The 24984-nt window shown below is 71.4% G+C and carries 24 protein-coding genes; 8 read left to right on the top strand and 16 right to left on the bottom strand.

The genetic code is table 11. The features are described 5' to 3' along the window. Window positions 1–927 carry an ROK family protein gene (locus ACPOLB_RS23765; RefSeq protein ID WP_425258523.1) on the bottom strand — a complete coding sequence of 309 codons (927 nt, stop codon included), beginning with the start codon at window positions 925–927 and terminating at the stop codon, window positions 1–3. A gap of 25 nt (window positions 928–952) precedes the next feature. Beyond that, window positions 953–2755, bottom strand: coding sequence for a M24 family metallopeptidase (locus ACPOLB_RS23770; RefSeq protein WP_425258524.1), 1803 nt, complete (start codon window positions 2753–2755; stop codon window positions 953–955). A 135-nt stretch (window positions 2756–2890) separates the two neighbouring features. Between ACPOLB_RS23770 and ACPOLB_RS23775 the strand changes: the two genes are divergently transcribed. Further along, on the top strand, window positions 2891–3487 hold the full coding sequence (locus ACPOLB_RS23775; RefSeq protein WP_425258525.1) for a DUF5655 domain-containing protein: 597 nt from the start codon (window positions 2891–2893) through the stop codon (window positions 3485–3487). Here ACPOLB_RS23775 and ACPOLB_RS23780 read toward each other — a convergent pair. Genes ACPOLB_RS23780 through kynB form a run of 4 tightly spaced genes read right to left on the bottom strand, consistent with a single transcriptional unit; the run spans window position 3469 to window position 7805 of the window. After that, window positions 3469–4920 carry a TAXI family TRAP transporter solute-binding subunit gene (locus ACPOLB_RS23780; protein WP_425258526.1) on the bottom strand — a complete coding sequence of 484 codons (1452 nt, stop codon included), beginning with the start codon at window positions 4918–4920 and terminating at the stop codon, window positions 3469–3471. The two genes, ACPOLB_RS23775 and ACPOLB_RS23780, sit on opposite strands and share 19 nt — an antisense overlap. 52 nt (window positions 4921–4972) lie before the next feature. Continuing rightward, the gene (kynA, locus tag ACPOLB_RS23785) at window positions 4973–5869 is read right to left on the bottom strand and encodes a tryptophan 2,3-dioxygenase (protein ID WP_425258527.1); all 897 of its coding nucleotides are present in this window, start codon (window positions 5867–5869) and stop codon (window positions 4973–4975) included. An 11-nt stretch (window positions 5870–5880) separates the two neighbouring features. Next, window positions 5881–7164 carry a kynureninase gene (kynU, locus tag ACPOLB_RS23790; RefSeq protein ID WP_425258528.1) on the bottom strand — a complete coding sequence of 428 codons (1284 nt, stop codon included), beginning with the start codon at window positions 7162–7164 and terminating at the stop codon, window positions 5881–5883. Continuing rightward, window positions 7161–7805 (bottom strand): arylformamidase, encoded by a 645-nt coding sequence (gene kynB, locus ACPOLB_RS23795; RefSeq protein WP_425258529.1) that lies wholly within the window; start codon window positions 7803–7805, stop codon window positions 7161–7163. The genes kynU and kynB overlap by 4 nt, the downstream gene beginning before the upstream one ends. Before the next feature lie 67 nt (window positions 7806–7872). Between kynB and ACPOLB_RS23800 the strand changes: the two genes are divergently transcribed. From ACPOLB_RS23800 to ACPOLB_RS23810, 3 genes are read left to right on the top strand one after another with little or no spacing between them, the layout of a single operon-like run. Continuing rightward, window positions 7873–9483 carry an AMP-binding protein gene (locus ACPOLB_RS23800; RefSeq protein ID WP_425258530.1) on the top strand — a complete coding sequence of 537 codons (1611 nt, stop codon included), beginning with the start codon at window positions 7873–7875 and terminating at the stop codon, window positions 9481–9483. Then, entirely contained in the window at window positions 9480–9950 is a 471-nt protein-coding gene (locus ACPOLB_RS23805; RefSeq protein WP_425258531.1) for an acyl-CoA thioesterase, read from the top strand. Before ACPOLB_RS23800 ends, ACPOLB_RS23805 begins: the two co-directional genes overlap by 4 nt. Then, window positions 9947–10348 (top strand): RidA family protein, encoded by a 402-nt coding sequence (locus tag ACPOLB_RS23810; protein WP_425258532.1) that lies wholly within the window; start codon window positions 9947–9949, stop codon window positions 10346–10348. The genes ACPOLB_RS23805 and ACPOLB_RS23810 overlap by 4 nt, the downstream gene beginning before the upstream one ends. Window positions 10349–10363: 15 nt before the next feature. On the opposite strand, the gene ACPOLB_RS23815 is transcribed toward ACPOLB_RS23810, so the two are convergent. The 10 genes from ACPOLB_RS23815 to ACPOLB_RS23860 all read right to left on the bottom strand — a co-directional run bounded on the left by ACPOLB_RS23815 (window position 10364) and on the right by ACPOLB_RS23860 (window position 20584). Beyond that, window positions 10364–10705 carry a YkgJ family cysteine cluster protein gene (locus ACPOLB_RS23815; protein ID WP_425258533.1) on the bottom strand — a complete coding sequence of 114 codons (342 nt, stop codon included), beginning with the start codon at window positions 10703–10705 and terminating at the stop codon, window positions 10364–10366. Then, the gene (locus tag ACPOLB_RS23820; protein ID WP_425258534.1) at window positions 10702–12189 is read right to left on the bottom strand and encodes a serine/threonine protein kinase; all 1488 of its coding nucleotides are present in this window, start codon (window positions 12187–12189) and stop codon (window positions 10702–10704) included. The genes ACPOLB_RS23815 and ACPOLB_RS23820 overlap by 4 nt, the downstream gene beginning before the upstream one ends. After that, window positions 12179–12922, bottom strand: coding sequence for a metallophosphoesterase family protein (locus ACPOLB_RS23825; RefSeq protein ID WP_425258535.1), 744 nt, complete (start codon window positions 12920–12922; stop codon window positions 12179–12181). Before ACPOLB_RS23825 ends, ACPOLB_RS23820 begins: the two co-directional genes overlap by 11 nt. Before the next feature lie 63 nt (window positions 12923–12985). After that, entirely contained in the window at window positions 12986–14515 is a 1530-nt protein-coding gene (locus tag ACPOLB_RS23830) for a UxaA family hydrolase (RefSeq protein WP_425258536.1), read from the bottom strand. A 20-nt stretch (window positions 14516–14535) separates the two neighbouring features. After that, on the bottom strand, window positions 14536–15366 hold the full coding sequence (locus ACPOLB_RS23835; RefSeq protein WP_425258537.1) for a DUF4886 domain-containing protein: 831 nt from the start codon (window positions 15364–15366) through the stop codon (window positions 14536–14538). A gap of 48 nt (window positions 15367–15414) precedes the next feature. Further along, window positions 15415–16278: a fumarylacetoacetate hydrolase family protein gene (locus tag ACPOLB_RS23840; protein ID WP_425258538.1), complete on the bottom strand. Its 864-nt coding sequence runs from the start codon at window positions 16276–16278 to the stop codon at window positions 15415–15417. 120 nt (window positions 16279–16398) lie between these two features. Next, a complete protein-coding gene (locus ACPOLB_RS23845; protein WP_425258539.1) occupies window positions 16399–17157 on the bottom strand; it encodes an SDR family oxidoreductase in 759 nt (252 codons plus the stop codon). A gap of 20 nt (window positions 17158–17177) precedes the next feature. Further along, a complete protein-coding gene (locus tag ACPOLB_RS23850; RefSeq protein WP_425258540.1) occupies window positions 17178–18065 on the bottom strand; it encodes an NAD(P)-dependent oxidoreductase in 888 nt (295 codons plus the stop codon). Between the two features lie 4 nt (window positions 18066–18069). Beyond that, the gene (locus tag ACPOLB_RS23855) at window positions 18070–18831 is read right to left on the bottom strand and encodes an SDR family oxidoreductase (protein WP_425258541.1); all 762 of its coding nucleotides are present in this window, start codon (window positions 18829–18831) and stop codon (window positions 18070–18072) included. A 19-nt stretch (window positions 18832–18850) separates the two neighbouring features. Beyond that, complete coding sequence (locus tag ACPOLB_RS23860; protein ID WP_425258542.1) at window positions 18851–20584, bottom strand: IlvD/Edd family dehydratase; 1734 nt, start codon at window positions 20582–20584, stop codon at window positions 18851–18853. Between the two features lie 82 nt (window positions 20585–20666). Here ACPOLB_RS23860 and ACPOLB_RS23865 point away from each other — a divergent pair, with 82 nt between their 5' ends. From ACPOLB_RS23865 to ACPOLB_RS23880, 4 genes are all read left to right on the top strand, one after another. Next, a complete protein-coding gene (locus ACPOLB_RS23865; protein ID WP_425258543.1) occupies window positions 20667–21668 on the top strand; it encodes a 2-hydroxyacid dehydrogenase in 1002 nt (333 codons plus the stop codon). A 123-nt stretch (window positions 21669–21791) separates the two neighbouring features. Continuing rightward, the gene (locus ACPOLB_RS23870; RefSeq protein WP_425258544.1) at window positions 21792–23168 is read left to right on the top strand and encodes an ABC transporter substrate-binding protein; all 1377 of its coding nucleotides are present in this window, start codon (window positions 21792–21794) and stop codon (window positions 23166–23168) included. 108 nt (window positions 23169–23276) lie between these two features. Continuing rightward, on the top strand, window positions 23277–24134 hold the full coding sequence (locus tag ACPOLB_RS23875) for a carbohydrate ABC transporter permease (protein ID WP_425258545.1): 858 nt from the start codon (window positions 23277–23279) through the stop codon (window positions 24132–24134). Then, a complete protein-coding gene (locus tag ACPOLB_RS23880) occupies window positions 24131–24982 on the top strand; it encodes a carbohydrate ABC transporter permease (protein ID WP_425258546.1) in 852 nt (283 codons plus the stop codon). The genes ACPOLB_RS23875 and ACPOLB_RS23880 overlap by 4 nt, the downstream gene beginning before the upstream one ends. Window positions 24983–24984: the final 2 nt, after the last annotated feature.

Genomic DNA, 24984 nt, shown 5'->3' on the forward strand with positions numbered 1-24984 from the left:
TCAGGGCTGTGTCCGGCCGAGCGCGCGGCCCAGCCACGCGGCGCCGCGCACGCCCGAGGCGTCGCCGTGCAGGCTGAGCCGCAGCGGCGTGCGCACGGGCTCGCGCACGCCGCCGGAGAACACCCAGTCGCTCCAGCGCGCCTGCACGCGGTCCACCAGCCCGGGCAGGCGCGACAGGCCGCCGCCGAGCACCACCACGTCGGGGTCGAGCAGGTTCACCACCGCCGCCAGCGCGCGGGCCAGGCGGCCGGCGTGGCGTTCCAGCGTGGCCTGGGCCGCGGCGTCGCCGGCCGCGGCCGCGGCGGCGATCGCCGGGCCGTCGAGCGTGCCGCCGCGCAGCAGCGCGTGGTCGCGCGCGAGGCCGGGGCCGCTGACGAGCGTTTCCACGCAGCCGCTGCGGCCGCAGTAGCAGGCCAGCAGCGGGTCTTCCCCCGGCGCGCCCCAGGGCAGCGGGTTGTGGCCCCACTCGCCGGCCAGGCGGTTCGGGCCGGTCAGCACCCGGCCGTCGACCGCGATGCCGGCGCCGGTGCCGGTGCCCAGGATCACCGCGAAGACGACGCCGAAGCCGGCGCCGGCGCCGTCGGTGGCTTCCGACAGCGCCAGGCAGTTGGCGTCGTTCGCCAGCGCCACCGGCTGCCCGAGCAGCGCCTGCAGGTCCTGCCGCAGCGGCCGGCCGTTCAGGCAGGTGGAGTTGCAGTTCTTCATCAGCCCGCCGGCCGCCAGTGCGCCTGGCGTGCCGATGCCGATGCTGAACGGGCCGTGGCCCGCGCCGCGGGCCGCGTCGGCGAGCGCGGCGATGGCCTGCAGCGTGGCGGCATAGTCGCCCTGCGGCGTGGCCACGCGCTGGCGCCAGACCAGGTGGCCGGCGGCGTCGAGCACCACGGCCTCGATCTTGGTGCCGCCGAGGTCGATGCCGAGTGCGTTCACCCGTGTGCGTTCAGCGCCGTGCAGCTCAGATCGGCTGCGTGCGCGCCTGCAGCCAGGCCAGCGCCGCGCCCGACACCCGCGGCGCCAGGCGCTCGCGCACGGTGGCGTGGTAGCGGTTGAGCCAGTCGATCTCGTCGGCGCGCAGCAGGCTGCGATCGATGCAGCGGGTGTCGATCGGGCACAGCGTCAGCGTCTCGAATTCCAGGAACTCGCCGAACACGCCGTCGGTGGCGGCCGGCACGTTGAGCACCAGGTTCTCGATGCGCACGCCCCACTGGCCGGGGCGGTAGACGCCGGGTTCGATGCTGGTGATCATGCCCGGCTCCATCGCCATGTGCGGCTCGACCACCGCCTTGCTGATGCTCTGCGGGCCTTCGTGCACGTTCAGGAAGTAGCCGACGCCGTGGCCGGTGCCGTGGCCGAATTCGATGCCCTCGGCCCACAGCGGCGCGCGCGCCAGGCTGTCGAGCATCGGGCTCGGCGTGCCGCGCGGGAACCGCGCGCGCGACAGGTTCATCGTGCCTTTCAGCACCAGCGTGTAGTCGCGCCGCATCGCCGCGCTCACGGTGCCGACGGGCCACACGCGCGTGATGTCGGTGGTGCCGCCGAGGTACTGGCCGCCGCTGTCGATGAGCAGCAGGCCGTCGCCTTCGATCACGGCGTGGCTGTCGTCGGTGGCGCGGTAGTGCGGCATCGCGCCATTGGCGTTGAAGCCGGCGATGGTGGAAAAGCTCAGGCCCACGAAGCCGGCGCGGCGCGCGCGCGCGGCCGAGAGCTGTTCGTCCACCGTCAGCTCGGTGATGCGTTCCTGGCCCAGCGTGGCCTCGAACCAGGCGTAGAACTCGCACATCGCGGCGCCGTCCTCGGCCATCGCCTCGCGCACGAAGGCGGCTTCCTCGGCCGTCTTGCGGCTCTTCGCCAGCGTGCTGGGGTTGATGGCCTCGACCACGGCGGCGGCCGCGCCCACGCGCTCGCGCAGGCCGAACGTGATGCGCCGGGGGTCCACCAGCAGCGTGTCGCCGGCACCCAGCGCCGCCAGCGCGGCGGGCGCCTCGGCGTAGGGCGCCACCGCGATGCCGTCGGCGGCCAGCGTGGCCTGCAGCGCGGCGTCGATCTTGCCGTCGGCCACGAACAGCGTCGCGCCGCGGCCGTCCACCAGCAGGTGCGCCAGGAACACGGGGTTGTAGGTGACGTCGCTGCCGCGCAGGTTGGTGATCCACGCGATGTCGTCGACGGTGCTGACGAAGTGGTGGGTGGCGCCGGCGCGTGCCATGCCGTCGCGCACGGTGGCCAGCTTGGCGCCGCGCGGCAGCGGCGCCTGCGGCGCGCGGTGTTCGTAGACGGGCTGCGTCGGCAGGCCGGGGCGGTCGGGCCAGATCGCGTCCAGCAGGTCGAGATCGGTGCGCAGCGGCACGCCGGCGGCGTCGAGCGCGGCGCGCAGCGCCTTCGCCGCGGCCAGGCCCAGCACCTGGCCGTCCACCGCCACCGTGGCGCCGCGCGGCACGTGCTGCGCCAGCCAGTCCAGGTGCAGCGACGAATTGCCGGTGGGGATCTTCACCAGGTCGATGCCGGTGCCGGCCAGTTCGGCCTCGGCCTGCACCCAGTAGCGGCTGTCGGCGAACAGCGCCGCGCCCTGCACCGTGACCACCAGCGTCGCCATCGAGCCCGTGAAGCCCGACAGCCACTGCCGGCCCTGCCAGCGTTCGGGCAGGTATTCGCTCAGGTGCGGGTCGGCCGACGGCACCAGCAGCGCGAACACGCCCTGCCGGGACAGTTCCTCGCGCAGCTGGGTGATGCGCAGGCGGATCGGGGAGGTGCGGGTGTCCATGGTGGCGGCTCTCGGCAAGGCTGCGGCAAGGTCGCGATTCTAGGAGCCCCGGGTCGGCCCCGATGACGCCAGGGCGTGTGGCGCGCCAGCATGCTGGCAGGCCGGCTCCGGGTCCGGTCGCAGGAGGCAGGTGCCATGGCCGATCCGCAAGCCGCCACGCTGACCCAGCTGCGCAACATCCAGGCGCGCAGCGGCAGGTCCATCGCCGAGCTGCTGGCGGCCGTGGGCGCCGCGGGGCTGGCCAGGCACGGCGAGCGGCGCAGCTGGCTGATGCAGCACTTCGCGCTGGGCTACGGCGATGCCAACACCGTGGCACTGTTCTTCGGCAAGCCGCTGCCGGCGCTGGACGGTCCGCCCGGCGCGCCGGCGGCCGCGGCTGCCGCCGTGCCGCCGGTCGACCCGCTGGAGGCGTTGTATCCCGGTGCCAAGGCCGCGCTGCGGCCGCTGCATGCCGCGGTGCTGGCGGTGGTCGATGGCTTCGGGCCGTTCGAGCAGGCGCCGAAGAAGGGCTACGTCAGCCTGCGACGCAAGAAGCAGTTCGCGATGCTGGGCCCGGCCACCAAGGACAGCGTCGAGATCGGCCTGAACGCCAGGGACCTGGCGCCGCATCCGCGCCTGAAGCTGCTGCCGCCCGGGGGCATGTGCCAGGCCACGACCCGCATCACCAGCAGCGCCGAGGTCGACGCCATGCTGGCCGGCTGGCTGCGCCAGGCCTACGACGCCGCCGGCTGACCGGACCGTCCGGCGGGGTCGGGCAGGCCGGCCAGGCGCGCCAGCACGCGCTTGCGCACGAGATGGATGTGCGCGCGCAGGTCGTAGAGCTCGTTGGTGTACGACAGCGGCACGCCGATGTGCTCGGTCTGCGTGTCCAGCCGGTCCAGTTCGGCCTGCAGCCGGCGCAGCTCGGCGGCGTCGGGCGCGGCGTGTTCCAGCGCCTGCTCCACCGCCCGCAGGTTGGCGTACCAGCGGAACACGCGCGAGCGCACGCGCAGCTCCACCAGCGGCGGCACGATGCGCGACAGCGGCAGCAGCGCCGCCAGCAGCGGCAGCAGCACGATCCACATGCGGTCGATGAAGTTGGCCAGCCAGAACGGCAGGTAGCGCTGCAGCAGCGGCGGGCCGCTGCGGTAGAAGCGTTCGGCCTCGTCCGACAGCGGCAGCTCGGCCGCCGTGGGGTTGGGGAACTCGCCGCTGGCGTTGAACCAGCCGGCCTGGCCGTGCGCCTGGCGCGCCGCCTGCACCAGCAGCTGCACCAGCGCCGGATGCAGGTCGTCGCGCGCCACCAGCGAGGCCGTGGCCGCCACCATGCGCACGTCCTGCGGCGGCAGGTCGGTGGCGAGGTCGACCACGCCGCGCGGCAGCACCAGCGGCTTCAGGAACGGGAAGCGGCGCGCGTAGGCCTCGGACTGCGCGAAGTCGAACAGCTGCACGCCGGGCGTCTGCAGCAGGTACTGCACCAGCGGCGCGTCGGCCGCCGAGACCAGCGCCAGCGCGTCGATGCGGCCCTGCACCAGCTCGACCACGCCGTTCACGGCGGCCTGGCCGCCGGCCTCCAGCGCCGTGGTGTCGAGCCGGTTGGCTTCGGCCAGCTGCCGGAACAGCGGTCCCGAGCCGCCGCCGGCCGGGCCGGTGTGGATGCGCCAGCCCTGCAGCTGCGCCAGCCGCGTGGGCGGCGCGGCCTGCGGGCCGAGCAGGCGCCGTGCGGCGTCGCTGCGGTAGAACAGCCACAGCGGCTCCACCGCCACGCTGCCCAGCGAGACCAGGCCGCCCGACGCCGCCGCCTGCTGCGCCTGCGCAGGGTCGGCGCCGCTCTGCACGAAGGCCGCATGCACGCCCGAGGCCGGGTCGCGCAGCAGCGCCAGGTTCTCGCGCGAGCCCTGCGTGCGCCGCAGCGCGACCTGCACGCCGTGCGCCTGCAGCAGCGGCAGGTAGCGCTGCGCGAACTCGCCGTAGGCACCCTGGTCGGGGCCGGTGGCGATGACGAGGCGGCGCTCGGGCGTGGGGTCGAGCACGCGGTAGGCCCCCACCGCCAGCGCTGCCAGCATCACGAACACCAGCACGCTGGCCAGCGGGCCGGCTTCGACGAGCGCGGTGCGCCAGCGGCTGGCAGGACGGAGCGGACGCGGGGGGCCCGGCGGGGGCGGGCGGTCGACCTCGGAAGACATCGCGCCACGATAGCGCAGCGCCCGCGCCGGGGTCGCGCGTGCGGACCGTTCCTTACAGATCGGTGCGCAGGCGCCAGATCTCGGGGAACAGCACGGTGTCGAGCATCTGCCGCAGGTAGCCCACGCCGTTGGTGCCGCCGGTGCCGCGCTTGAAGCCGATGATGCGTTCCACCGTCGTCACGTGGCGGAAGCGCCAGAGCCGGAAGGCGTCTTCCAGGTCGGTGAGCTCCTCGCCCAGCTGGTACAGGTCCCAGTAGGTCTGCGGTGCGCGGTACACGGCCAGCCAGGCCTGCTCGACCGCCGCGTCTTCGCGGTAGGGCTGCGTCCAGTCGCGCTCGGTGTGGCTGGCCGGCACCGCCAGGCCGCGCCGCGCCAGCAGGCGCAGCGACTCGTCGTACAGGCTGGGCGCGCGGTAGGCCGCTTCCACGTGGGCCAGCAGGTCGGGGCGGTGGGCGTGCGGCAGCAGCATCGCCGCCTTCTTGTTGCCCAGGCTGAACTCGATGCAGCGGTACTGCCAGCTCTGGAAGCCGCTGCTGTTGGCGAGGTAGGGGCGGATGGCGCTGTACTCGGGCGGCGTCATCGTGGCCAGCACGTCCCAGGCGTGCACCAGCTGCTCCATGATCTTCGAGACGCGCGCCAGCATCTTGAAGGCCGCGCCCAGCTGGTCCTGCGCCACCGCGCCGATGGCCGCGCGCAGTTCGTGCAGCATCAGCTTCATCCACAGTTCGCTGGTCTGGTGCTGCACGATGAACAGCATCTCGTTGTGGTCGGGGCTCAGCGGATGCTGCGCGTTCAGGACCGCGTCGAGATGCAGGTAGTCGCCGTAGCTCATGTCGCCGGCGAAGTCGAGCTTGGCGCCGTGGTGGCCGGGTGCGGCCGGTGCGGCAGCGCCGCTGGCGGACGGGGCCGGCGCGTCGCCCGCGCCGTGGCCCATGGGACAGCCGCTCATGCCCGTCTCCTTCAGGTCACCGCGTGGCGGCGGTTGAACTCGGGGCGGCGCCACTCGCCACTGTCCAGCACCTGCTGCAGGTGCACGGCGGCGTCGAAGGCGTCGACGTAGCGCAGGTACAGCGGCGTGAAGCCGAAGCGCAGGATGTCCAGCGCGTCGGCCGGGTGGCTGGGGTCGCCGGCGCGAAAGTCGCCGATGACGCCGCGCCCGATCAGCGCCTGCACCACCGGATAGGCCAGCTCCGTCTGGCCCGGGCAGGTGAGGCAGACCTGGCTGCCGCGCAGCGCATCGTCGGCGGGCGAGGCCAGCGCCAGCTGCGGGCAGCGCGCCGCCACCTCGTCGGCGAACAGGCGCGTGAGTGCCAGCGACTTGGCGCGCAGCGCGCCCATGCCGCCCAGCGGCTCGGCCGCCAGCACGGTGTCGACGCCGCACTCCAGCGCCGCCATGCTCAGCAGCGGCGGCGTGCCGCAGAGGTAGCGCGCGATGCCGGGCGCGGGCCGGTAGCCGGGCGTGAAGGCGAACGGCGCGGCGTGGCCCATCCAGCCGGCCAGCGGCTGCTGGAAGGCGCTGGCGTGGCGCGGGTGCACCCACACGAAGGCCGGCGCGCCGGGGCCGCCGTTGAGGTACTTGTAGCCGCAGCCGACCGCGAAATCTGCGCCCGCGCCGTGCAGATCCACCGGCACCGCGCCGGCGCTGTGGGCCAGGTCCCACACCGCCAGCGCGCCCGCGGCGTGGGCGGCAGTCGTGACTGCCGCCATGTCGTGCATGCGGCCGGTGCGGTAGTTCACGTGCGTCAGCATCAGCACCGCGGTGCGGTCGTCGAGCAGGCCGGGCAGGGCGTCGGCATCGGCCAGCACCAGTTCGAAGCCGCGTTCGCGCGCCAGCGACTCGGCGATGTACAGGTCGGTGGGAAAGTTGCTGCGCTCCGACAGGATCACGCGCCGCGTGGAGGATGCCGCCTGCACGATGGACAGCGCCGCGCTCAGCACCTTGAACAGGTTCACCGAGGTCGAGTCGGCCACCACCGTCTCGCCCGGCTGCGCGCCGATCAGGCGGCCGATCTTGTCGCCCACGCGCTGCGGCAGCGTGATCCAGCCGGCGCTGTTCCAGCTGCGGATCAGCCCCTGGCCCCATTCCTCGGCCACCACCTGCTGCACGCGCGCCGCGGTGGCCGCGGGCAGCACGCCCAGCGAATTGCCGTCGAGGTAGAGCACGCCTTCGGGCAGCGTGAACTGGTGGCGCAGCGGCGCCAGCGGGTCGGCGGCGTCCAGCGCCAGGGCGTCTTGTCGGTTCATGGCAGTTCCCGCAGCACGGCGCGCACGGGGGAGGCGCAGGCCGTGGTGAGTTTCAGGGGCAGGGCGATCAGTTCGTGGTCGCCCGCGGGCACGTCGTCGAGCAGCAGGTTCTCGAGCACGCGCAGGCCGCGGCGGCGGATCACCTGGTGGCTGTCGAGCGTCTTGCTGTCGGCGGGGTCGATGCTGGCGGTGTCGATGCCCACCAGCAGCACGCCGCGGTCGGCCAGCAGTTCCACCGTCTCGGGCGCGTAGGCAGTGAGCTCGGGGTCGAAGCGGTCCAGCGGCGCTTGTGCATAGGTGCGCACCAGCACGCGCGGCGGCAGGTCGGCGAGTGCATGGGCGATGTGTGCCGGCAGCACCAGCGGCCCGCAGCCGATGGCGTGGATGACGCGGCAGCGGCCGAGGAAGGGCGCCAGGTCGACCAGGCCGATGGCGGCGCCCGCGTCGTCGTAGTGCAGCGGGGCGTCGGCGTGCGCGCCGGTGTGCGGCGACAGCGTCAGTGCGCTCACGTTGACCGGGCAGCCGGGGCCGATGCGCGCCACCCACTGCAGCGCGAACGGCGTGTCGCCAGGGAACACCGGGGCACCGGCGTGCACCGGCGGCGAGATGTCCCACAGGCGCAGCGGGGTGGAGGCAGGCATGGCCGGGATCATAGCCAACACCGGCATTTGGTTGACAACTAAACTATCTCGCCGAAGAATGCGCCGCATGCACACCAGCGCCCACGTCGACACCTTCGCGCGCGACCGGCTGCCACCGCCCGAGGCGCTGCCCGAGTTCCTGTTCGAGCTGCCGGCGCTGCAGTTCCCGCCGCAGCTGAACTGCGCCGCCGAGCTGCTGGACCGCCGCGTGGCTGCCGGCGACGGCGACCGCATTGCCGTGCTCGGCCACGGCGTGCGCTGGACCTACGCCGAGCTGCTGGCGCAGGCCAACCGCATCGCGCACGTGCTGGTGCAGGACCTGGGCCTGGTGCCGGGCAACCGCGTGCTGCTGCGCGGCGCCAATGCGCCGATGCTGGCCGCGTGCTGGCTGGCGGTGGTGAAGGCCGGCGGCATCGCGGTGGGCACCATGCCGCTGCTGCGCGCGCGCGAGCTGCAGCCCATCGTCGACAAGGCGCAGATCACGCACGCGCTGTGTGACCTGCGCCTGGCCGACGAGCTGCAGGCGGCGCGGCCGCAGTGCCCGACCCTGCAGCACGTGGTGTTCTACGGCGGCGACCTGGAAGCCCGTGCCGCGGCCAAGCCGGCGCACTTCGACACCGTGGCCACCGCCAGCGACGACGTGGCGCTGATCGCCTTCACCTCCGGCACCACCGGCGTGCCCAAGGGCACGCTGCACTTCCACCGCGACGTGATGGCCGCGGCCGCGTGCTGGCCGCCGCACGTGCTGCGTGCCACGCCCGACGACGTCTTCATCGGCAGCCCGCCGCTGGCCTTCACGTTCGGGCTGGGCGGGCTGCTGGTGTTCCCGCTGTCCATCGGCGCGGCCGCGGTGCTGGTGGAGAAGGCCAGCCCCGACGCGCTGCTGCCCGCCATCGCGCAGTTCCGCGCCAGCGTGTGCTTCACGGCACCCACCTCCTACCGCGCGATGGCAGCGCACATCGCCGCCCACCCGGGGCAGCACGACCTGGCCAGCCTGCGCAAGTGCGTCTCGGCCGGCGAGGCGCTGCCGGCCGCCACCCGGCTGCTGTGGCAGCAGGCCACCGGCATCGAGATCATCGACGGCATCGGCTCCACCGAGCTGTTCCACATCTTCATCAGCGCCGACGAGGCACATGCCAAGCCGGGTGCCACCGGCGTGCCCGTGCCCGGCTACCGCGCCGCGGTGCTGGACGACGCCGGCCGGCCGCTGCCGCCGGGCCAGGTGGGGCGGCTGGCGATCCAGGGCCCCACGGGCTGCAAGTACCTGGACGACGCGCGCCAGGCGCAGTATGTGCAGCACGGCTGGAACCTCACCGGCGACGCCTACCTGGTCGACGCCGACGGCCAGTACGTCTACCAGGCGCGCACCGACGACATGATCATCTCGGGCGGCTACAACATCGCCGGCCCCGAGGTCGAAGGCGCGCTGCTGCTGCACCCTGCGGTGGCCGAGTGCGGCGTGGTCGGCCGCGCCGACGAGGCGCGTGGCCAGATCGTGCAGGCCTTCGTGGTGCTCAGGCCCGGCGTGCACGGCGACGCGGCGCTGGTGCAGGCGCTGCAGGACTTCGTGAAGCAGACCATCGCGCCCTACAAGTACCCGCGCGAGATCGTCTTCTGCGACAGCCTGCCGCGCACCGAGACCGGCAAGCTGCAGCGCTTCAAGCTGCGCAACCCATGACCACGGCCGTGTCCGTGCCCGCGGTCCGGCCCCCGGCGTTCACGGCCACGCGCCAGGTGCGCTTCTCCGACTGCGACCCCGCCGGCATCGTCTTCTTCCCGCAGTACTTCGTGATGCTCAACGGCGTGGTCGAGCAGTGGTTCGACGACGGCCTGCGCATCCCCTACGCCAGCGTCATCGGCGCGCGCCGCACCGGGCTGCCCACGGTGCGGCTGGAGACCGACTTCACGGCCGTCAGCCGCCACGGCGACACGCTGGCGCTGCACGTCCACGTCGAGCGCGTGGGCCGCAGCTCGCTGCAGCTGCGCCACGAGATCGTGGGCACGGGTGCGGACGGCGGCCATGAACTCCGGCTGCGCGCGCGCCAGGTCATCGTCTGCACGTCGCTCGACACGCACCGCGCCCAGCCATTGCCCGACGACATCCGCGCGGCCCTGCTGCCGCACCAGGAGACCCCTGCACCATGAAGATCCTGCAACCCCCGGGCTGGGCCGCGCCGCGCGGCTACGTCAACGGTGTCGCCGCCCGCGGCACCCAGGTATTCGTCGCCGGCATGATCGGCTGGAACGCGCAGTGCCAGTGGGACATCGACGGCGGTGGCGACGACCTGGTGGCCCAGGTGCGGCAGGCGCTGCTGAACGTGCGCGCGGTGCTGGCCGAGGCCGGCGCCACGCCCGAGCACATCGTGCGCATGACCTGGTACCTGGTCGACAAGCAGGCCTACCTGGCGCGGGCGCGCGAGATCGGCGCCGTCTACCGCGAGGTCATCGGCAGCTACGCGGTGGCGATGACGGCGGTGCAGGTGGCTGCGCTGATCGAGGACCGCGCGCAGGTGGAGATCGAGGTCACGGCCGTCGTGCCCTGACCTGCGGCCGGCGGATCAGCTGCCCAGCGGCGCCAGCCCGTGGCGGCGCCGCGCGGCGTCGCAGGCGTCGTCGCCGATGCCCATCGGCGCGCGCGCGCCGAACTCCCGGCACGGCGAAGGCCGCCATGCGTGGATGCCGCAGGCCACGCGCTCGCCGATGCGGCCCACCAGCGCCGCGCAGCGCGGCGGCTGGTGGTCGGTGCCGCGCAGGCGGCACAGGCGCTCGGTGATCGGCTCGGCCAGGCCTTCGGGCACGCGCCCGCCGCTGCCGCCACCTGCCCATTCGTCGCGGTCGAAGTCGACGCGGAAGCTGGCGCAGCAGGCACCGCAGGTCTGGCAGGCGTTGAGGGCGGTCACACCCGCACCACCGTCACCGTGCACTCGGCCTGCGCCACCACCTGGCTGCTGACGCTGCCCAGGTAGCGCCGCAGCGTGCTGTTGCCGCGCGCACCCATCACGATGTGGTCGACATGGTTGCGCTCGGCGAACTCGACGATGGCCGCAGCCACGTCGGCCGCTTCCAGCACGTGGAAGGTGAGCCGCCCGTCGTCGAGTGCCAGCGACCTGCTGATCGGCCGCGCCCAGTGCTTCAGCCCCACCAGCTGCTTGACGTGGCGGCTGTTGCCCTGCAAGTCGACGAGGTCGTCGCTGCCGATGCGCGCGGTGCGCATCACGCTCAGGCAGGCCAGCCGCGCACCGGGTTCGGTGACCACGATGCGGCGGACCGTCTCGCGCAGCAGTTCCAGCAGCGCCGGCTCGGCGTGGTGCACGTCGACCGCGGCGACGATGATGGGGCTCTTCATCACGCGGCTGGCGATGCCGAGCAGCGGGCCTTCGGGGTCGGGGCGGGGGTCGTCGCCGATGGCGAAGAACCAGCGCTTGAACACCTGCAGCGGCCCGCTCTGGCGGCTGCGCTCGGCGCGCGCCGTCAGCGCCACCTGGCCCGGCGCCTGCAGGTCCAGCGCCAGCTGCGCCGCGCTCTGGTAGCGGCGTTCGGGCTTGACCTCCAGGCACTTCAGGATCACCTCCTGCAGCCAGGGCGGGCAGTCGGCGCGCAGCGCCCGCGGCGGCACCGGGTCCACGTACAGGCGCTTGCGCAGGCCGCGCACGGTCTCGGGGGCACCGAACGGGCGCTGCCCGGTGGTGAAGTGGTAGAGCATCACGCCCAGCGCGAAGACGTCGCTGCGCGGGTCGTTGCGCGTGAACTGCACCTGCTCGGGCGACATGTACGGGCCCGTGCCCAGCGGCAGGCGGAATTCCTCGTCCAGCAGGTCGGGCAGCTTGTCGTGGCGCGACAGGCCGAAGTCCACCAGCACCGCGGTGCCGTCGTCGCGGAACATGATGTTGCTGGGCTTGATGTCCAGGTGCACCAGGTGCTGGCGGTGCAGTTCGTGCAGCGCGGTGGCGACGCGGGCGCCGATCTCGGTGATCTCCTCCACCGCCAGCGGCGCATCGTCCAGGCGCGGCCGCAGCGAGTGGCCGGCGATGCGCTCCATCACGATGTAGGGCTGGCGCGTGAAGTCGCCGCGCGCCACGAACTTCGGCACGTGCGGGCCGTGCAGCGCCGGCAGGATCATCTGCTCGACCTCGAAGCCGACGATGCTGGCCGGGTCCTCGCCGCCCTGGATGCGCGGCACCTTCATGATCAGCGGCATCGGCGCGCTGCCGCCGTCACCACCGTCGCCGTCCACGCGCGTCACGCGCCACAGGTGCGCCATGCCGCCCACGTGCAGGCGTTCCTCGAGCCGGTAGCCGTCGATCACCTGGCCCGCCGCCAGCGGCTGCGGCGGCCCGGGAGGCTCGGGCGGCACCGCCACCGTGCTGGGGAAGTCACTCTCCATCGGCCAGCCTCGCGGCCAGGCGCTGCGGCAGGTGTGCCGCGCGGATCTTGGCCCCGGCGCCCTCGGTGTCGTAGGGCACGCGCCAGTAGGTGAGCTCGCCGCCGGCGTCGTCGTACACCGCGTAGCAGGCCGCGGGGTCGCCGTCGCGCGGCTGTCCGGCCGAGCCCGGGATCACCAGCCACTGCCGGTGCGGCAGCAGCGGGATCGCCATGCCGGGCGTGGGCGTGAAGTCGCCGGCCTTGCCGGTGGCGGCCAGGTGGTAGAGCTTGGGCTCGTGCATGTGGCCGCAGAACGTGACGCGGCGCGACGTGGCCTGCATGCTGCGCACGGCTTCGGCGCGGCTGTGGATGTAGTCCCACTCGGGCGGCGCCCAGGCGTTGGCGTGCACGAACAGCAGGTCGCCGTGCGACTGCTGCAGCGGCAGGCCGGCGAGGAACTCGATCTGCGCCGGCGCCAGGCGATCGCGCGTCCACTCGACCACGTAGCGCGGGTCGGGCCGCATCTGCGGCGACGGGCCGCGCACCACGGCGGCGTCGTGGTTGCCCTGCACCGCGAAGGCGCCGCCGTCCACCAGCGCGCGCACGCGGTCCACCACCCAGCCGGGGTCGGCACCGTAGCCGACGAAGTCGCCCAGCAGCGCGTACTGGTCGATGTGCTGGCGGGCAGCGTGTTCCAGCACGGCTTCGACCGCCTCCCGGTTGGCGTGCAGGTCGGTCAGGATCGCGAGTCGCATGGCGCCGAGGTTAACCGTTGCCGTGCGGCGCCGCATGCCCGGCGCCCCCCCACCTTGCCGGCGCTACATCACCGCGCCCAGCTGCCACGGCACGAACTCGTTCTGGCCGTAGCCGTGGCGCTCGCTCTTGGTCTGGCGGCCCGAGGCCGTCTCCAGCATCAGCCGGAAGATGCGCTCGCCCATCGCGTCCACCGTGCTCAGGCCGTCGACGATGGGGCCGCAGTCGATGTCGATGTCGTCTTCCTGCCGTCGCCACAGCGCCGTGTTGGTCGACAGCTTCAGCGAGGGGCTGGGCGCGCAGCCGTAGGCGCTGCCGCGGCCGGTGGTGAAGCAGATCAGGTTCGCGCCGCCGGCCACCTGGCCGGTGGCCGAGACGGGGTCGTAGCCCGGCGTGTCCATGTAGACGAAGCCGCGTGCGGTGGCGGCCTGCGCGAACTCGAGCACGTCGACCAGGTTCGTGGTGCCGCTCTTCGCAATGGCGCCCAGGCTCTTCTCGAGGATGGTCGTCAGCCCGCCGGCCTTGTTGCCGGCCGAGGGGTTGTTGTCCATGCGCATGCCGTTGCGCGCGGTGTAGCGTTCCCACCAGGCGATGCGCGCCAGCAGCTTGTCGGCCACCGCGGCACTGACGGCACGCCGCGTCAGCAGGTGTTCGCCGCCGTAGATCTCGGGGGTCTCGCTCAGGATGGCCGTTCCGCCGTGGCGCACCAGGCGGTCCACCGCCGCGCCCAGCGCCGGGTTGGCGCTGATGCCGGAGTAGCCGTCGCTGCCGCCGCACTGCAGGCCCACCGTCAGGTGGCTGGCCGGCACCGGCTGGCGCCGCACGCGGTTGGCCTCGGGCAGCAGGCCCCGGATCAGCTCGATGCCGCGCGCCACCGTCTTCGCGGTGCCGCCGCTGTCCTGGATGCTGAAGGTGACCAGGCGTGCGCCTTCCTGCAGCCCTTCCTGGGCCACCAGGCCCTGGATCTGGTTGGTCTCGCAGCCCAGGCCCACCACCAGCACGGCGGCGAAGTTCGGGTGCCGCGCATAGCCGCCCAGCGTGCGCCGCAGCACCTGCAGTTCCTCGCCTTCGCTGTCGGTGGCGCAGCCCATGCCGTGCGTCAATGCGACGACGCCGTCGACGTGCGGGTAGGGCGCCAGCGCCTCGGGCCGGATGTCGCGCCGGAAGTGATCGGCGATCGCCCGCGCGGCCGTGGCCGAGCAGTTCACGCTGGTCAGCACGCCGATGTAGTTGCGCGTGGCCACGCGGCCGTCGGCGCGCACGATGCCGTCGAAGGTGGCGGGCTGCGCGACAAAGGCCGTGGGCTGCGCGCCGGCGCCGGGTTCGTGGGCGCGCGCGAAGTCGCTGAAGGCCAGGTTGTGCGTGTGCACGTGCTGGCCCGGCGCGATGGGCTGCGTGGCCGTGCCGATGATCTGGTCGTAGCGCCGCACGGCCTCGCCCGCGGCGATGGCGCGCGTGGCGATCTTGTGGCCCGGCGGCACGAGTCCGGCCACCGTGACGCCTTCGCCGGCGAGCACGGTGCCCGACAGCAGCTGCCGCCGCGCGATGACGACGTTGTCGGCGGCGTGGATGCGGATGGCCGGCGCGTCGTTCATGGGGCTGCCCTGCATCGCCGTCACCGGCCGTAGGCCTGCACGGTCTCCCAGGCGGCCGTCTGCAGCAGCCGTGCGGTGTCGGCGGGCAGCCCGGCGGTGTAGGCCAGACCCACCGGCGACTTGCCGTACAGCGCCGCGTAGCTGGTGCAGGCCGACAGGTAGGTGCCGGCCAGGCTCGGGTGGCGCTTGTCGGCCACGTAGAGCTCGAGGTCGGGCTTCATCGCGATGGCGCGCGCGAAGGCCAGGCCCACCGGGATCACCTGCGCGCCGTTGGCCTTGCCGGCCGTGGTGTAGGCGTCGGCCAGCTGCTGCGTCATCTCGGGCTTGTCCTTGTAGGCCCAGGACATGAACAGCACCGGGCGGATGCCCTGCTGCCTGAGCAGCGCGGCGTTCTTGCGCACGGTGTCGTGGAAGGCGCCCTGCAGCTGCGGGTGCACGGGGCACTGGCTGCAGTCCATCATGATGACGGTGTCGTACTGGCGGCCGGGCGGGTTGAAACGGATCTCGTTGTCGCCGACGAACGAGTAGCGCCCCAGGCCGTTGGGGCGCAGCAGCGACGGCAGGTCGTGCCAGTCCATGCCCGAGCCGCTGATCGTCACCGAGGTGCTGCGCGCCTGCGTGCCGCCAGCGCTGGCGAGCCGGCCGAAGTGGCCGTGCAGGCTGTTGTTGTAGTAGAAGAAGCTGTTGCCCACCCACAGGATGGCCTGGGCCGGCCCGGTGGCCGGTGCGGGGCCGGCCGCTGCGGCAGGTGCGGCCGGCGGCGTGCTGCCGCAGGCGGCCAGCACCAGGGCGGCCACTGCCAGCGCGGCGCGGCCGGCCAGCCGTGTCAGGCGGTTGCGGGTGGGGGTCATCGCGGTCTCCTGTAGTCGTGGTGCGGCCGCCGCTGCCGGCGGCGCGGTTCAGCCGTCGATCAGCTCGGGGTTCCAGGCATGCACGCTCTGCTGCTGCACGCCCAGCTTCTCGATCGACAGCTTCATCACGTCGCCCGACTTCAGGTAGACGGGGTTGGGTTTGACGCCCATGCCCACGCCCGGCGGGGTGCCGGTGGTGATGAGGTCGCCGGGGTGCAGCGTCATGAAGCGGCTGACGTAGCTGACCAGCTGCGCCACGCCGAAGATCATCGTCTTCGTGCTGCCGTTCTGGTAGCGGTGGCCGTTGACTTCGAGCCACATCGACAGGTTCTGCGGGTCGCCCACCTCGTCGGCGGTCACGAGCCACGGGCCCACCGGTCCGAAGGTGTCGCAGCCCTTGCCCTTGTCCCAGGTGCCGCCGCGCTCGATCTGGTACTCGCGCTCGCTGACGTCGTTGACGACGCAGTAGCCGGCCACGTGCGCCAGCGCATCGGCTTCGCTGACGTAGCGGGCCTGGGTGCCGATGACGACGCCCAGTTCCACCTCCCAGTCGCTCTTCACCGAGCCCTGCGGCAGCACCACGGCGTGGTTGCAGCCCACGGCGACGCTGGTCGGCTTCATGAAGACGATGGGCTCCTTCGGGATCGGCAGGTTGCTCTCGGCCGCGTGGTCGGCGTAGTTCAGGCCGATGCACAGGAACTTGCCCATGCCCGTCCAGGGCACGGCCAGCGTGTCCTGCGGCACCACCGGCAGGTCGGCCAGGTTCAGCGCGCGCAGCTTCGCCAGCCCGGCCTGCGACAGCGTGGCCGCCGTGATGTCGGTGAGCACGCCCGAGAGGTCGCGCACGTTGCCGTCGGCGTCGAGCAGGCCGGGCTTTTCCTGGCCCTTGGGGCCGTGTCGCAGCAGTTTCATTCGCAGGTTCTCCTCAATCGTTGCCAATGCAGTGTCTTGCCAAGCGGCCGCCGCAGATCCGGCTCCGCCGGTCGGCTGGCGGCGCCCCCTGGGGGGAGCGCCGCAGGCGCTTCGGGGGGGTCAATTACTCCAGCCGCCGTCGATGATGTTCGCGGTGCCGGTGGTGAAGGAGGATTCGTCCGAGGCCAGGTACACGGCCAGCGCCGCGATCTCCTCGACGCGGCCGACGCGGCCCATGGGTTGGCGGGCCACGAAGGCGGCTTCCACCTGCGCCAGCGTCTGGCCGCTGGCCTGGGCCTGGGCCGCGATGCGGTCGCGCAGCGAGGGCGATTCCACCGTGCCGGGGCAGATGGCGTTGCAGCGCACGCCGCGGGTGATGAAGTCGGCGGCCACGGCCTTGGTCAGGCCGATGATGGCGGCCTTGGTGGTGCCGTAGACGAAGCGGTTGGGCGCACCCTTGATGCTGCCGGCCACCGAGGCCACGTTGATGATGCTGCCGCTGCCCTGCGCCAGCATGCCGGGCACGAAGGCCTTGATGGTGCGGAACTGCGAGCGCACGTTCAGTTCGAACGCGAAGCTCCACTCCTCTTCGGTGCAGTCGAGCACGGTGCCGGCGTGCACGTAGCCGGCGGCGTTGAACAGCACCTGCACCGGGCCCGTGGCGGCTGCCATCGCGGTGATGGCGGCGGGGTCGGTCACGTCGAGCCGGCGCGTGTCGATGGCCGGGGCCTCTCCCTTCAGCGCTTCCAGCAGGCTGGCGTTGATGTCGGTGGCGATCACGTGCGCGCCTTCGCGCAGGAAGGCCAGCGCGGTGGCGCGGCCGATGCCCTGCCCGGCGGCGGTGACGAAGGCGGTCTTGCCGGCGAGTCGTTGTGTCATGGGAGTCCTTGTCGCTTCGTTCAGCGCGGCACCAGGGTGGCGCCGCTGAGTTGTTCCTGGGCTTCCACCAGCGAGGGCACGAACTTACGGCCGTGGCCCAGTGCGCTGGCAAGCGTGAGGCTCTGGTGCACGGCCTCGCCCATCACGCTGGGCACGGCCAGGCCTTCGGCCAGGTGGGTGTAGTAGCGCACGTCCTTGCGTGCCAGGTCGAGCTCGAACTTCAGCCCCGCCAGGTCGCCCTGCAGCGTCTTGGCCATGGCCTGGAACAGCCCGCTGTTGACGGGCCCCGCACCCACCAGCGACACCAGCTGCGCCAGGTCGACGCCGGCGCGCTGGCCGACCGCGAAGGCTTCGGCGGTGGCGGTGCAGATGGCCTGGCCGATGAAGTTGTTCAGCAGCTTGATGGTGTGGCCGGCGCCCGGGCCGCCGACGTGGAACACGTTCTCGGCGAAGCAGCGGATCACGGGTTCGAGCTGCGCGAACACGTCGGCCTCGGCGCCGACCATCACGTTCAGCCGGCCGGCTTCGGCCTCCACCGGTGTGCGCGCCAGCGGTGCGTCGACGAAGGTCACGCCCGCTGCAGCGCAGCGCGCGCGCAGCCGGGCGCTGGAGTCGGGCTCCGAGGTCGAGCAGTCCACCACCAGCAGCCCGGGCCGCGCACCTTGCAGCAGGCCGTCGACCGAGGCTTCCACCTGCGGCGAGCCGGTGACGCACAGGAACACGAGTTCGCTGCGCGCGGCCAGGTCGGCGGGTGCCGGCGCCTCGACCGCGCCCGCGGCCAGCAGGTCGGCCACGCGCTCGCGGTTGCGGTGCACGGTGAGCGCCAGCGTGTGGCCCTTGGCCAGCAGGTTCTTCGCCATGCCGTGGCCCATGAGGCCGCTGGCGCCGATGAATCCGATCCGTGCCATGGTGTCAGCCCCGGCCCACGAAGGGCATCTTGGTGGCCATCACGTTGACGAACAGCATGTTGGCCGACAGCGGCAGCCGCGCCATCGTCAGGAAAGCGTCGACCACGGCCTGCAGGTCCATGCGTGGTTCGGGGCGCATGCTGCCGTCGGCCTGCGGCACGCCTTCGACCATGCGCGCCGTCATCTCGCTGGCGGCGTTGCCGATGTCGATCTGGCCGACCGCGATGTCGTAGGGCCGGCCGTCGAGCGCGGCGGTCTTCGTCAGGCCGCTGACGGCGTGCTTGGTGGCGGTGTAGGCGATCGAGCCCGGCCGCGGCGCGTAGGCCGAGATCGAGCCGTTGTTGATGATGCGCCCGCCCTGCGGCGTCTGCGCCTTCATCAGCCTGAAGGCCTGGCTGAGGCAGTAGAAGCTGCCGTTGAGGTTGGCGTCGACCACGCGCCGCCATTCCTCGCCGCTGACGAGGTCGGGCGTCTTCGACGCCAGGCCGGCACCGGCGTTGTTGAACAGCAGGTCGAGGCGGCCGTAGGTCTGGCGCACGGTCTCGAAGGCGGCGGCGACCTGGTCTTCCTGGCCGACGTCGCACGAGATCGGCAGGCAGCGCGCGCCCGAGCCTGCTTCAGCCTGCTCGGCCAGCGCGGCGGTGGCCTGCAGCGCGTCGAGGCGGCGGCCCACCAGCGCGACGGTCCAGCCTTCCTTCAGCAGCCCCAACGCGCAGGCGCGGCCGATGCCGGAGCCTGCGCCCGTGACGAGTGCGATCTTGCTCATGGTGTTCCTTGCAGCGGGTTCAGTGGTTGTCCTTGGGCACGAAGGCCCCGCGCTGCCCGACCAGGAAGTCGAGGTCGGCGCCCTGGTCGGCCTGCAGCACGTGGTCGGTGTAGAGCTTCCAGTAGCCGCTGGCCAGCGGCGGCACCGGCGGCGCCCAGGCGGCACGGCGGCGCTCGAGTTCGGCGTCGTCCACGTGCAGGTGCAGGCGGCGGCCGGCGACGTCGAGCGTGATCAGGTCGCCGTTCTTCACCAGTGCCAGCGTGCCGCCGGCGGCGGCTTCGGGCGCGGTGTGCAGCACCACGGTGCCATAGGCGGTGCCGCTCATGCGCGCGTCGCTGATGCGGACCATGTCGGTGATGCCCTTGCGCAGCACCTTCGGTGGCAGCGGCATGTTGCCGACCTCGGCCATGCCGGGGTAGCCCTTGGGACCGCAGTTCTTCAGCACCAGGATGCAGGTCTCGTCGACGTCGAGAGCTTCGTCGTCGATGCGCTTGTGGAAGTCGTCGCTGTCCTCGAACACGACCGCGCGGCCGGTGTGCTGCATCAGCGCCGGCGTGGCCGCGCTGGGCTTGATGACGGCGCCGCGCGGCGCGAGGTTGCCGCGCAGGATGGCGATGCCCGCCTTCTCCTTGAACGGCTGCGCCACGGTCTTGATGACACGCGGGTCGAAGTTCTGCGCGCTCTCGATGTTCTCGCGCACGGTCTTGCCGCTGGCGGTGACGATGTCCAGGTGCAGCGTGTCGGCGATCTCCTTCATCACCACCGGCAGGCCGCCGGCGTAGCAGAAGTCCTCCATCAGGTGCTCGCCGCTGGGCTGCAGGTTCAGCAGGCAGGGCATCTCGCTGCCCAGGCGGTCGAAGTCGTCGATGGAGAGCGGCACGCCCAGGCGCCCGGCGATGGCGATCAGGTGGATCACCGCGTTCGTGCTGCCGCCGATGGCCGCGAGCGTGCGGATGGCGTTCTCGAAGGCCTCGCGCGTGAGCACGTCGGAGATGGTCTGGTCGGCATGCACCATCTCGACGATGCGCCGGCCGGCGTTGCGCGCCAGCACGTTGCGGCGGCCGTCCACCGCCGGGTAGGCGGCGTTGCCCGGCAGGCCGATGCCCAGCGCCTCGACCATGCTGGCCATCGTGCTGGCCGTGCCCATGGTCATGCAGTGGCCGTGGCTGCGGTGCATGCAGCTTTCGGCCTCGAAGAAGTCGGCCAGCTTCAGCGTGCCGGCGCGCACCTGCTCGCTCATGCTCCACACGCCGGTGCCCGAGCCCAGTTCCTGGCCGCGCCATTTGCCGTTGAGCATCGGCCCGCCGCTGACGCCGATGGTCGGCAGGCCGGCGCTGGAGGCCCCCATCAGCAGCGAGGGGGTGGTCTTGTCGCAGCCCATCAGCAGCACCACCCCGTCGATCGGGTTGCCGCGGATGCTCTCCTCCACGTCCATGCTGGCGAGATTGCGGTAGAGCATCGCGGTGGGGCGCAGCAGCGTCTCGCCCAGGCTCATCACCGGGAACTCCAGCGGGAAGCCGCCGGCCTCATACACGCCGATCTTCACCTGCTCGGCCAGCGTGCGGAAATGGCTGTTGCAGGGCGTGAGCTCGCTGAAGGTGTTGCAGATGCCGATGACGGGCCGGCCGTCGAACTGGTCGTGCGGCACGCCCTTGCCCTTGACCCAGCTGCGGTAGGCAAAACCGTCGCGGTCCTGGCGACCGAACCACTGCTGACTGCGCAGGTCCTCAGGCTTCTTTCTGGGCTTGTTCACGTGCTGGCTTTCCCGGGGTTGTGCTCCATCGTGCTGCGCATACTATGGTATGACGATTGAGCAACCCACCGTAGAACTCCCTATGTCCGCATCCGATAACGCCCGTGTCAACGTTCGCGACAACGGCCAGCCCATCCACGTGCTGGCCGTCAGCAAGCTGTCGCCGCTGTACGCGGCCCAGCTGCAGCCGGCCTACACCGTGCACGATCGCCTGCACGAGACCGACCCCGCGGCCTTCGCCGCCATCGCACCGCAGATCCGCGCCATCGCCGCCAGCGGCGAGAGCAAGGTGCCGGCGGCGCTGCTGGCGCAGCTGCCGGCGCTGGAGCTGGTGTCGGTGATGGGCGTGGGCTACGACGGTGTCGACGTCGCTGCCGCGAAGGCGCAGGGCGCGGTGGTCACGCACACGCCGAACGTGCTGAACGACGACGTCGCCGACCTTGCCATCGGCCTGATGCTGTGCGCCGCGCGGCAGCTGCCGCAGGCCGACCGCCACGTGCGCGACGGCACCTGGGCCGCCAGCGGCCCGATGCCGCTGGCGCGCAAGATGTCGGGCGCGCGGCTGGGCATCGTGGGCATGGGCCGCATCGGGCAGGCCATCGCGCAGCGTGCCGCGGCGTTCGGCATGGCCATCGCCTACACCGCGCGCAGCGCCAAGGCCGGCATCGCGCACCGCTACGTGCCTTCCGTGGTGGCGCTGGCCGCCGAGAGCGACTTCCTCGTGCTCATCACGCCCGGTGGCGCCGGCACGCGCAAGCTGGTCAACGCCGAGGTGCTGGCGGCGCTGGGCAAGGGCCGCGGCGAGGGCATCCTGGTGAACGTGGCGCGCGGCTCGGTGGTCGACGAGGCGGCGTTGATCGACGCGCTGGAGCAGGGCGTCATCGCCGGCGCCGGCCTCGACGTGTTCGAGAACGAACCGCACGTGCCCGAGCGCCTGCGGCAGCTGTCCCACGTGGTGCTGGCGCCGCACATCGGCAGCGCCACGCACAGCACGCGCCAGGCCATGGCCGACCTGGCCTTCGGCAACCTGCGCGAGCACTTCGCGGGCCGCGCGCTGCTGAGCCCGGTGCCCGAGTGCCAGTGAGCGCGGGCCGGGTGCGCCGCATGCGGGAAAGCCCCCAATCCAGCCTCTTTTAATCATCATACGATAAGACCACAGGCGCCGACCTTCCACACCAGGCGCTGTTTCACCCCAGGAGACATGACGATGCAGATGAAGACTTGGATCACCGGCGCCATGGTGGGCGCGGGCCTGGCGCTCGCCGCCCCGGCCATGGCCCAGACGAAGCTCACCGTCTGGTGGGTGAAGGGCTTCTACCAGGCCGAAGACACGGCGTTGTTCGAGGCCATCAAGAAGTTCGAGGCCAAGAACAAGGACATCAAGATCGAGCTCAGCCAGTACCCCATCCAGGACATGATCCCGAAGACGGTGGCGGCGCTGGACTCCAACGCGCCGCCCGATGTGGCCTATGCCGACGTCTACGACTTCCAGGTCACCGCCAAGTGGGCCTACGACGGCAAGCTCGAGGACATCTCCAGCGTCATCGACCCGATGCGCGCGAAGTTCGAGCCCAATGCGCTGTCCACCACCTTCCTGCTGAACAACGCCGACGGCAAGCGCGCGTACTACGCGTTCCCGATCAAGCAGCAGACCATGCACATCCAGTACTGGAAGGACATGCTGGCCGACGCGGGCTTCAAGGAAAGCGACATCCCGAAGGATTGGAAGGGCTACTGGAGCTTCTGGTGCGAGAAGGTGCAACCCGCCTACCGCCAGAAGACCGGCCAGCGCGGCTTCGGCACCGGCTTCCCGATGGGCGTGGACTCGAGCGACTCGTTCTACTCGTTCCTGACCTTCATGGATGCGTACAACGTGAAGCTGGTCAGCGACTCGGGCAAGCTGCTGGTCGACGACCCGGCGGTGCGCCAGGGCCTGATCAACGCGATGACCGACTACACCTACGTGTACGGCAAGAGCTGCACCCCGCCGTCGAGCACGAGCTGGAAGGACCCGGACAACAACGTCGCCTTCCACAACAAGACGACGGTGATGACGCACAACGCCACGATCTCGATCGCGGCGAAATGGCTGGACGACATGAACAACGCCACGCTGACCGAGGCGCAGCGTGCCACCGCCAAGGCCAACTACACCGAGAAGATCGCCACCGCCGGTTTCCCGAACAAGCCCGACGGCTCGAAGATGGTCTACCGCGCCGCGGTGAAGACCGGCGTGATCTTCAAGGACGCCAAGAACAAGGCGGCGGCGAAGAAGTTCGTGGCCTTCATGCTCGACGACGCCAACCTGCAGCCGTACGTGGAAGGCTCGCTCGGCCGCTGGTTCCCGGTGACCAAGGCCGCGCAGCAGAGCCCGTTCTGGAAGGGTGACCCGCACCGCCTGGCCGTCTACAACCAGTTCATGAACGGCACCACGCCTTTCGAGTTCACCAAGAACTACAAGTTCACGGTGCTCAACAACGAGAACGTGTGGGCCAAGGCCATGAACCGCATCCTCAACGAGAAGGTGCCGGTGGACCGTGCGGTCGACGAGATGATCGCGCGCATCAAGACCGTGGCGAACTGACGCCCACCCCCGCAGCGCCTTCGGCGCTCCCCCTCCAGGGGGCGACGCCAGCGGGCCGGCAGAGCCGGCCCGCGGCGTCCGCTTGATCGAACTGTTTGCGCCGCCGCCATGACCACATCTGCATTGCCCGCCGCCCGGCCTGCGAAGGCGCTGACACCCTGGGAGTTCTGGGGCCGCCTGCTCGTGGTGCCCTACCTGGTGGTGTTCGTCGTCTTCGTGCTGTACCCGGTGGGTTACGGGCTCTGGCTGGCGCGCAATCCGGAGAGCTACGTCAAGCTCTTCGACGACCCGATCTTCTTCCGCACCGCGGTCAACACGCTGGTGTTCCTGGTGGTCGCCATCAACGTGAAGATGGCCATCGCGCTGGGCCTGTCGGGCTTCTTCGTGCAGACGCGCTGGTGGATCAAGATCCTGGCCGCGCTGTTCATCCTGCCGTGGGCGGTGCCGTCGATCCCGACCATCCTGTCGGTGCGCTTCATGCTCAACCCCGAGTGGGGCGTGATCAACAGCACCTACTTCCGCCTGACGGGCCTGGACGGCCCGAACTGGCTCAACGACCCGACGCTCGCGCTGATCTTCGCGATGCTGATGCACATCTGGAAGAGCCTGCCGTTCTGGACGCTGATCCTGGTGGCCGGGCGCCTGGCCATTCCCACCGAACAATACGAGGCCGCCAGCGTCGACGGCGCCACGCGCTGGCAGAAGTTCCGCTTCATCACCTGGCCGGCGATGCGCTCGCTCTACTTCACGTCGCTGATCCTGTCGATGATCTGGACGCTGGGCGACTTCAACAGCGTCTACCTGCTCACTGGCGGCGGCCCGGCCGACCTGACCCACGTGCTGGCCACGCTGGGCATCCGCTACCTGCGGCTCGACCAGGTCGACATGGCGATGGCCAGCATCGTCGTGGCGCTGCCCTTCGTACTGCCCCTGGTCTACATCATGATGAAGAGGCTCTCGAAATGAAGCGCCTGAGCCTGAAGAAGATCAGCACCGAAGCCCAGCTGCTGCTGGTGGGCATTCCGGTGCTGCTGTGGACGCTGATCCCGGTCTACCACATGTTCCTGTTCGCGATCAGCGAGCGCGACACCGCCACCAGCGGCCGGCTGTGGCCGCAGAACCCGACGCTGCAGAACTTCGACATCGTCTTCCAGAAGAAGCACTTCTACCTGAACCACTTCTGGCAGCAACTGGGCAACTCGCTGCTGATCGCGCTGGCGGTGGGGGCCATCACGCTGTTCATCGCCACCTGCGCGGCCTTCGCCATCAGCCGGCTGAAGGTGCGTGGCGGGCGCACGGTGATGAACCTGGCGCTCTTCACGTACTTCATCCCGGCGGCCTTCCTGGCCGTGCCCATGTACAAGACGATGGGCAACTACGGGCTGCTGAACAACCAGTGGGCGCTGATCCTGGCGATGGTGACGATCGCATCGCCCTACTGCATCTGGGTGCTGAAGCAGGCCTCCGACAAGCTGCCCTGGGAACTGGACGAAGCCGCGCGCATGGACGGCGCCAGCCCCTTGCAACTGTTCCGGCTGGTCTACCTGCCGCTGATGGTGCCGTCGCTGGTGGCGGTGGGCACGTATTCGCTGCTGCTGGCCTGGAACGAGTACCTCTACGCCTTCCTGCTGCTCAGCAACGACGCCGACATCACGCTGGCGGTGGCGCTGGGCAACTTCCTCTCGGCCGACGACTCGCCCTGGGAACTGCTGATGGCCACCGGCCTCGTCTACGCGCTGCCGCCGGCAGCCATCTACTACGCGTTCAAGCGCTACATGGTTTCGGGCCTCACCGCGGGTGCCGTCAAGAGCTGAAA

Source organism: Rubrivivax soli (assembly GCF_049810355.1).
Classification (GTDB): domain Bacteria; phylum Pseudomonadota; class Gammaproteobacteria; order Burkholderiales; family Burkholderiaceae_C; genus Rubrivivax.

What these genes read in the sequence shown, in the direction of transcription:
- ACPOLB_RS23770 (WP_425258524.1), bottom strand. Translation starts at nt 2,755, where the DNA reads ATGGACACCCGCACCTCCCCGATCCGCCTGCGCATCACCCAGCTGCGC.
- ACPOLB_RS23775 (WP_425258525.1), top strand. Translation starts at nt 2,891, where the DNA reads ATGGCCGATCCGCAAGCCGCCACGCTGACCCAGCTGCGCAACATCCAG.
- ACPOLB_RS23780 (WP_425258526.1), bottom strand. Translation starts at nt 4,920, where the DNA reads ATGTCTTCCGAGGTCGACCGCCCGCCCCCGCCGGGCCCCCCGCGTCCG.
- kynA (WP_425258527.1), bottom strand. Translation starts at nt 5,869, where the DNA reads ATGAGCGGCTGTCCCATGGGCCACGGCGCGGGCGACGCGCCGGCCCCG.
- kynU (WP_425258528.1), bottom strand. Translation starts at nt 7,164, where the DNA reads ATGAACCGACAAGACGCCCTGGCGCTGGACGCCGCCGACCCGCTGGCG.
- kynB (WP_425258529.1), bottom strand. Translation starts at nt 7,805, where the DNA reads ATGCCTGCCTCCACCCCGCTGCGCCTGTGGGACATCTCGCCGCCGGTG.
- ACPOLB_RS23800 (WP_425258530.1), top strand. Translation starts at nt 7,873, where the DNA reads ATGCACACCAGCGCCCACGTCGACACCTTCGCGCGCGACCGGCTGCCA.
- ACPOLB_RS23805 (WP_425258531.1), top strand. Translation starts at nt 9,480, where the DNA reads ATGACCACGGCCGTGTCCGTGCCCGCGGTCCGGCCCCCGGCGTTCACG.
- ACPOLB_RS23810 (WP_425258532.1), top strand. Translation starts at nt 9,947, where the DNA reads ATGAAGATCCTGCAACCCCCGGGCTGGGCCGCGCCGCGCGGCTACGTC.
- ACPOLB_RS23820 (WP_425258534.1), bottom strand. Translation starts at nt 12,189, where the DNA reads ATGGAGAGTGACTTCCCCAGCACGGTGGCGGTGCCGCCCGAGCCTCCC.
- ACPOLB_RS23825 (WP_425258535.1), bottom strand. Translation starts at nt 12,922, where the DNA reads ATGCGACTCGCGATCCTGACCGACCTGCACGCCAACCGGGAGGCGGTC.
- ACPOLB_RS23830 (WP_425258536.1), bottom strand. Translation starts at nt 14,515, where the DNA reads ATGAACGACGCGCCGGCCATCCGCATCCACGCCGCCGACAACGTCGTC.
- ACPOLB_RS23835 (WP_425258537.1), bottom strand. Translation starts at nt 15,366, where the DNA reads ATGACCCCCACCCGCAACCGCCTGACACGGCTGGCCGGCCGCGCCGCG.
- ACPOLB_RS23840 (WP_425258538.1), bottom strand. Translation starts at nt 16,278, where the DNA reads ATGAAACTGCTGCGACACGGCCCCAAGGGCCAGGAAAAGCCCGGCCTG.
- ACPOLB_RS23845 (WP_425258539.1), bottom strand. Translation starts at nt 17,157, where the DNA reads ATGACACAACGACTCGCCGGCAAGACCGCCTTCGTCACCGCCGCCGGG.
- ACPOLB_RS23850 (WP_425258540.1), bottom strand. Translation starts at nt 18,065, where the DNA reads ATGGCACGGATCGGATTCATCGGCGCCAGCGGCCTCATGGGCCACGGC.
- ACPOLB_RS23855 (WP_425258541.1), bottom strand. Translation starts at nt 18,831, where the DNA reads ATGAGCAAGATCGCACTCGTCACGGGCGCAGGCTCCGGCATCGGCCGC.
- ACPOLB_RS23865 (WP_425258543.1), top strand. Translation starts at nt 20,667, where the DNA reads ATGTCCGCATCCGATAACGCCCGTGTCAACGTTCGCGACAACGGCCAG.
- ACPOLB_RS23870 (WP_425258544.1), top strand. Translation starts at nt 21,792, where the DNA reads ATGCAGATGAAGACTTGGATCACCGGCGCCATGGTGGGCGCGGGCCTG.
- ACPOLB_RS23875 (WP_425258545.1), top strand. Translation starts at nt 23,277, where the DNA reads ATGACCACATCTGCATTGCCCGCCGCCCGGCCTGCGAAGGCGCTGACA.
- ACPOLB_RS23880 (WP_425258546.1), top strand. Translation starts at nt 24,131, where the DNA reads ATGAAGCGCCTGAGCCTGAAGAAGATCAGCACCGAAGCCCAGCTGCTG.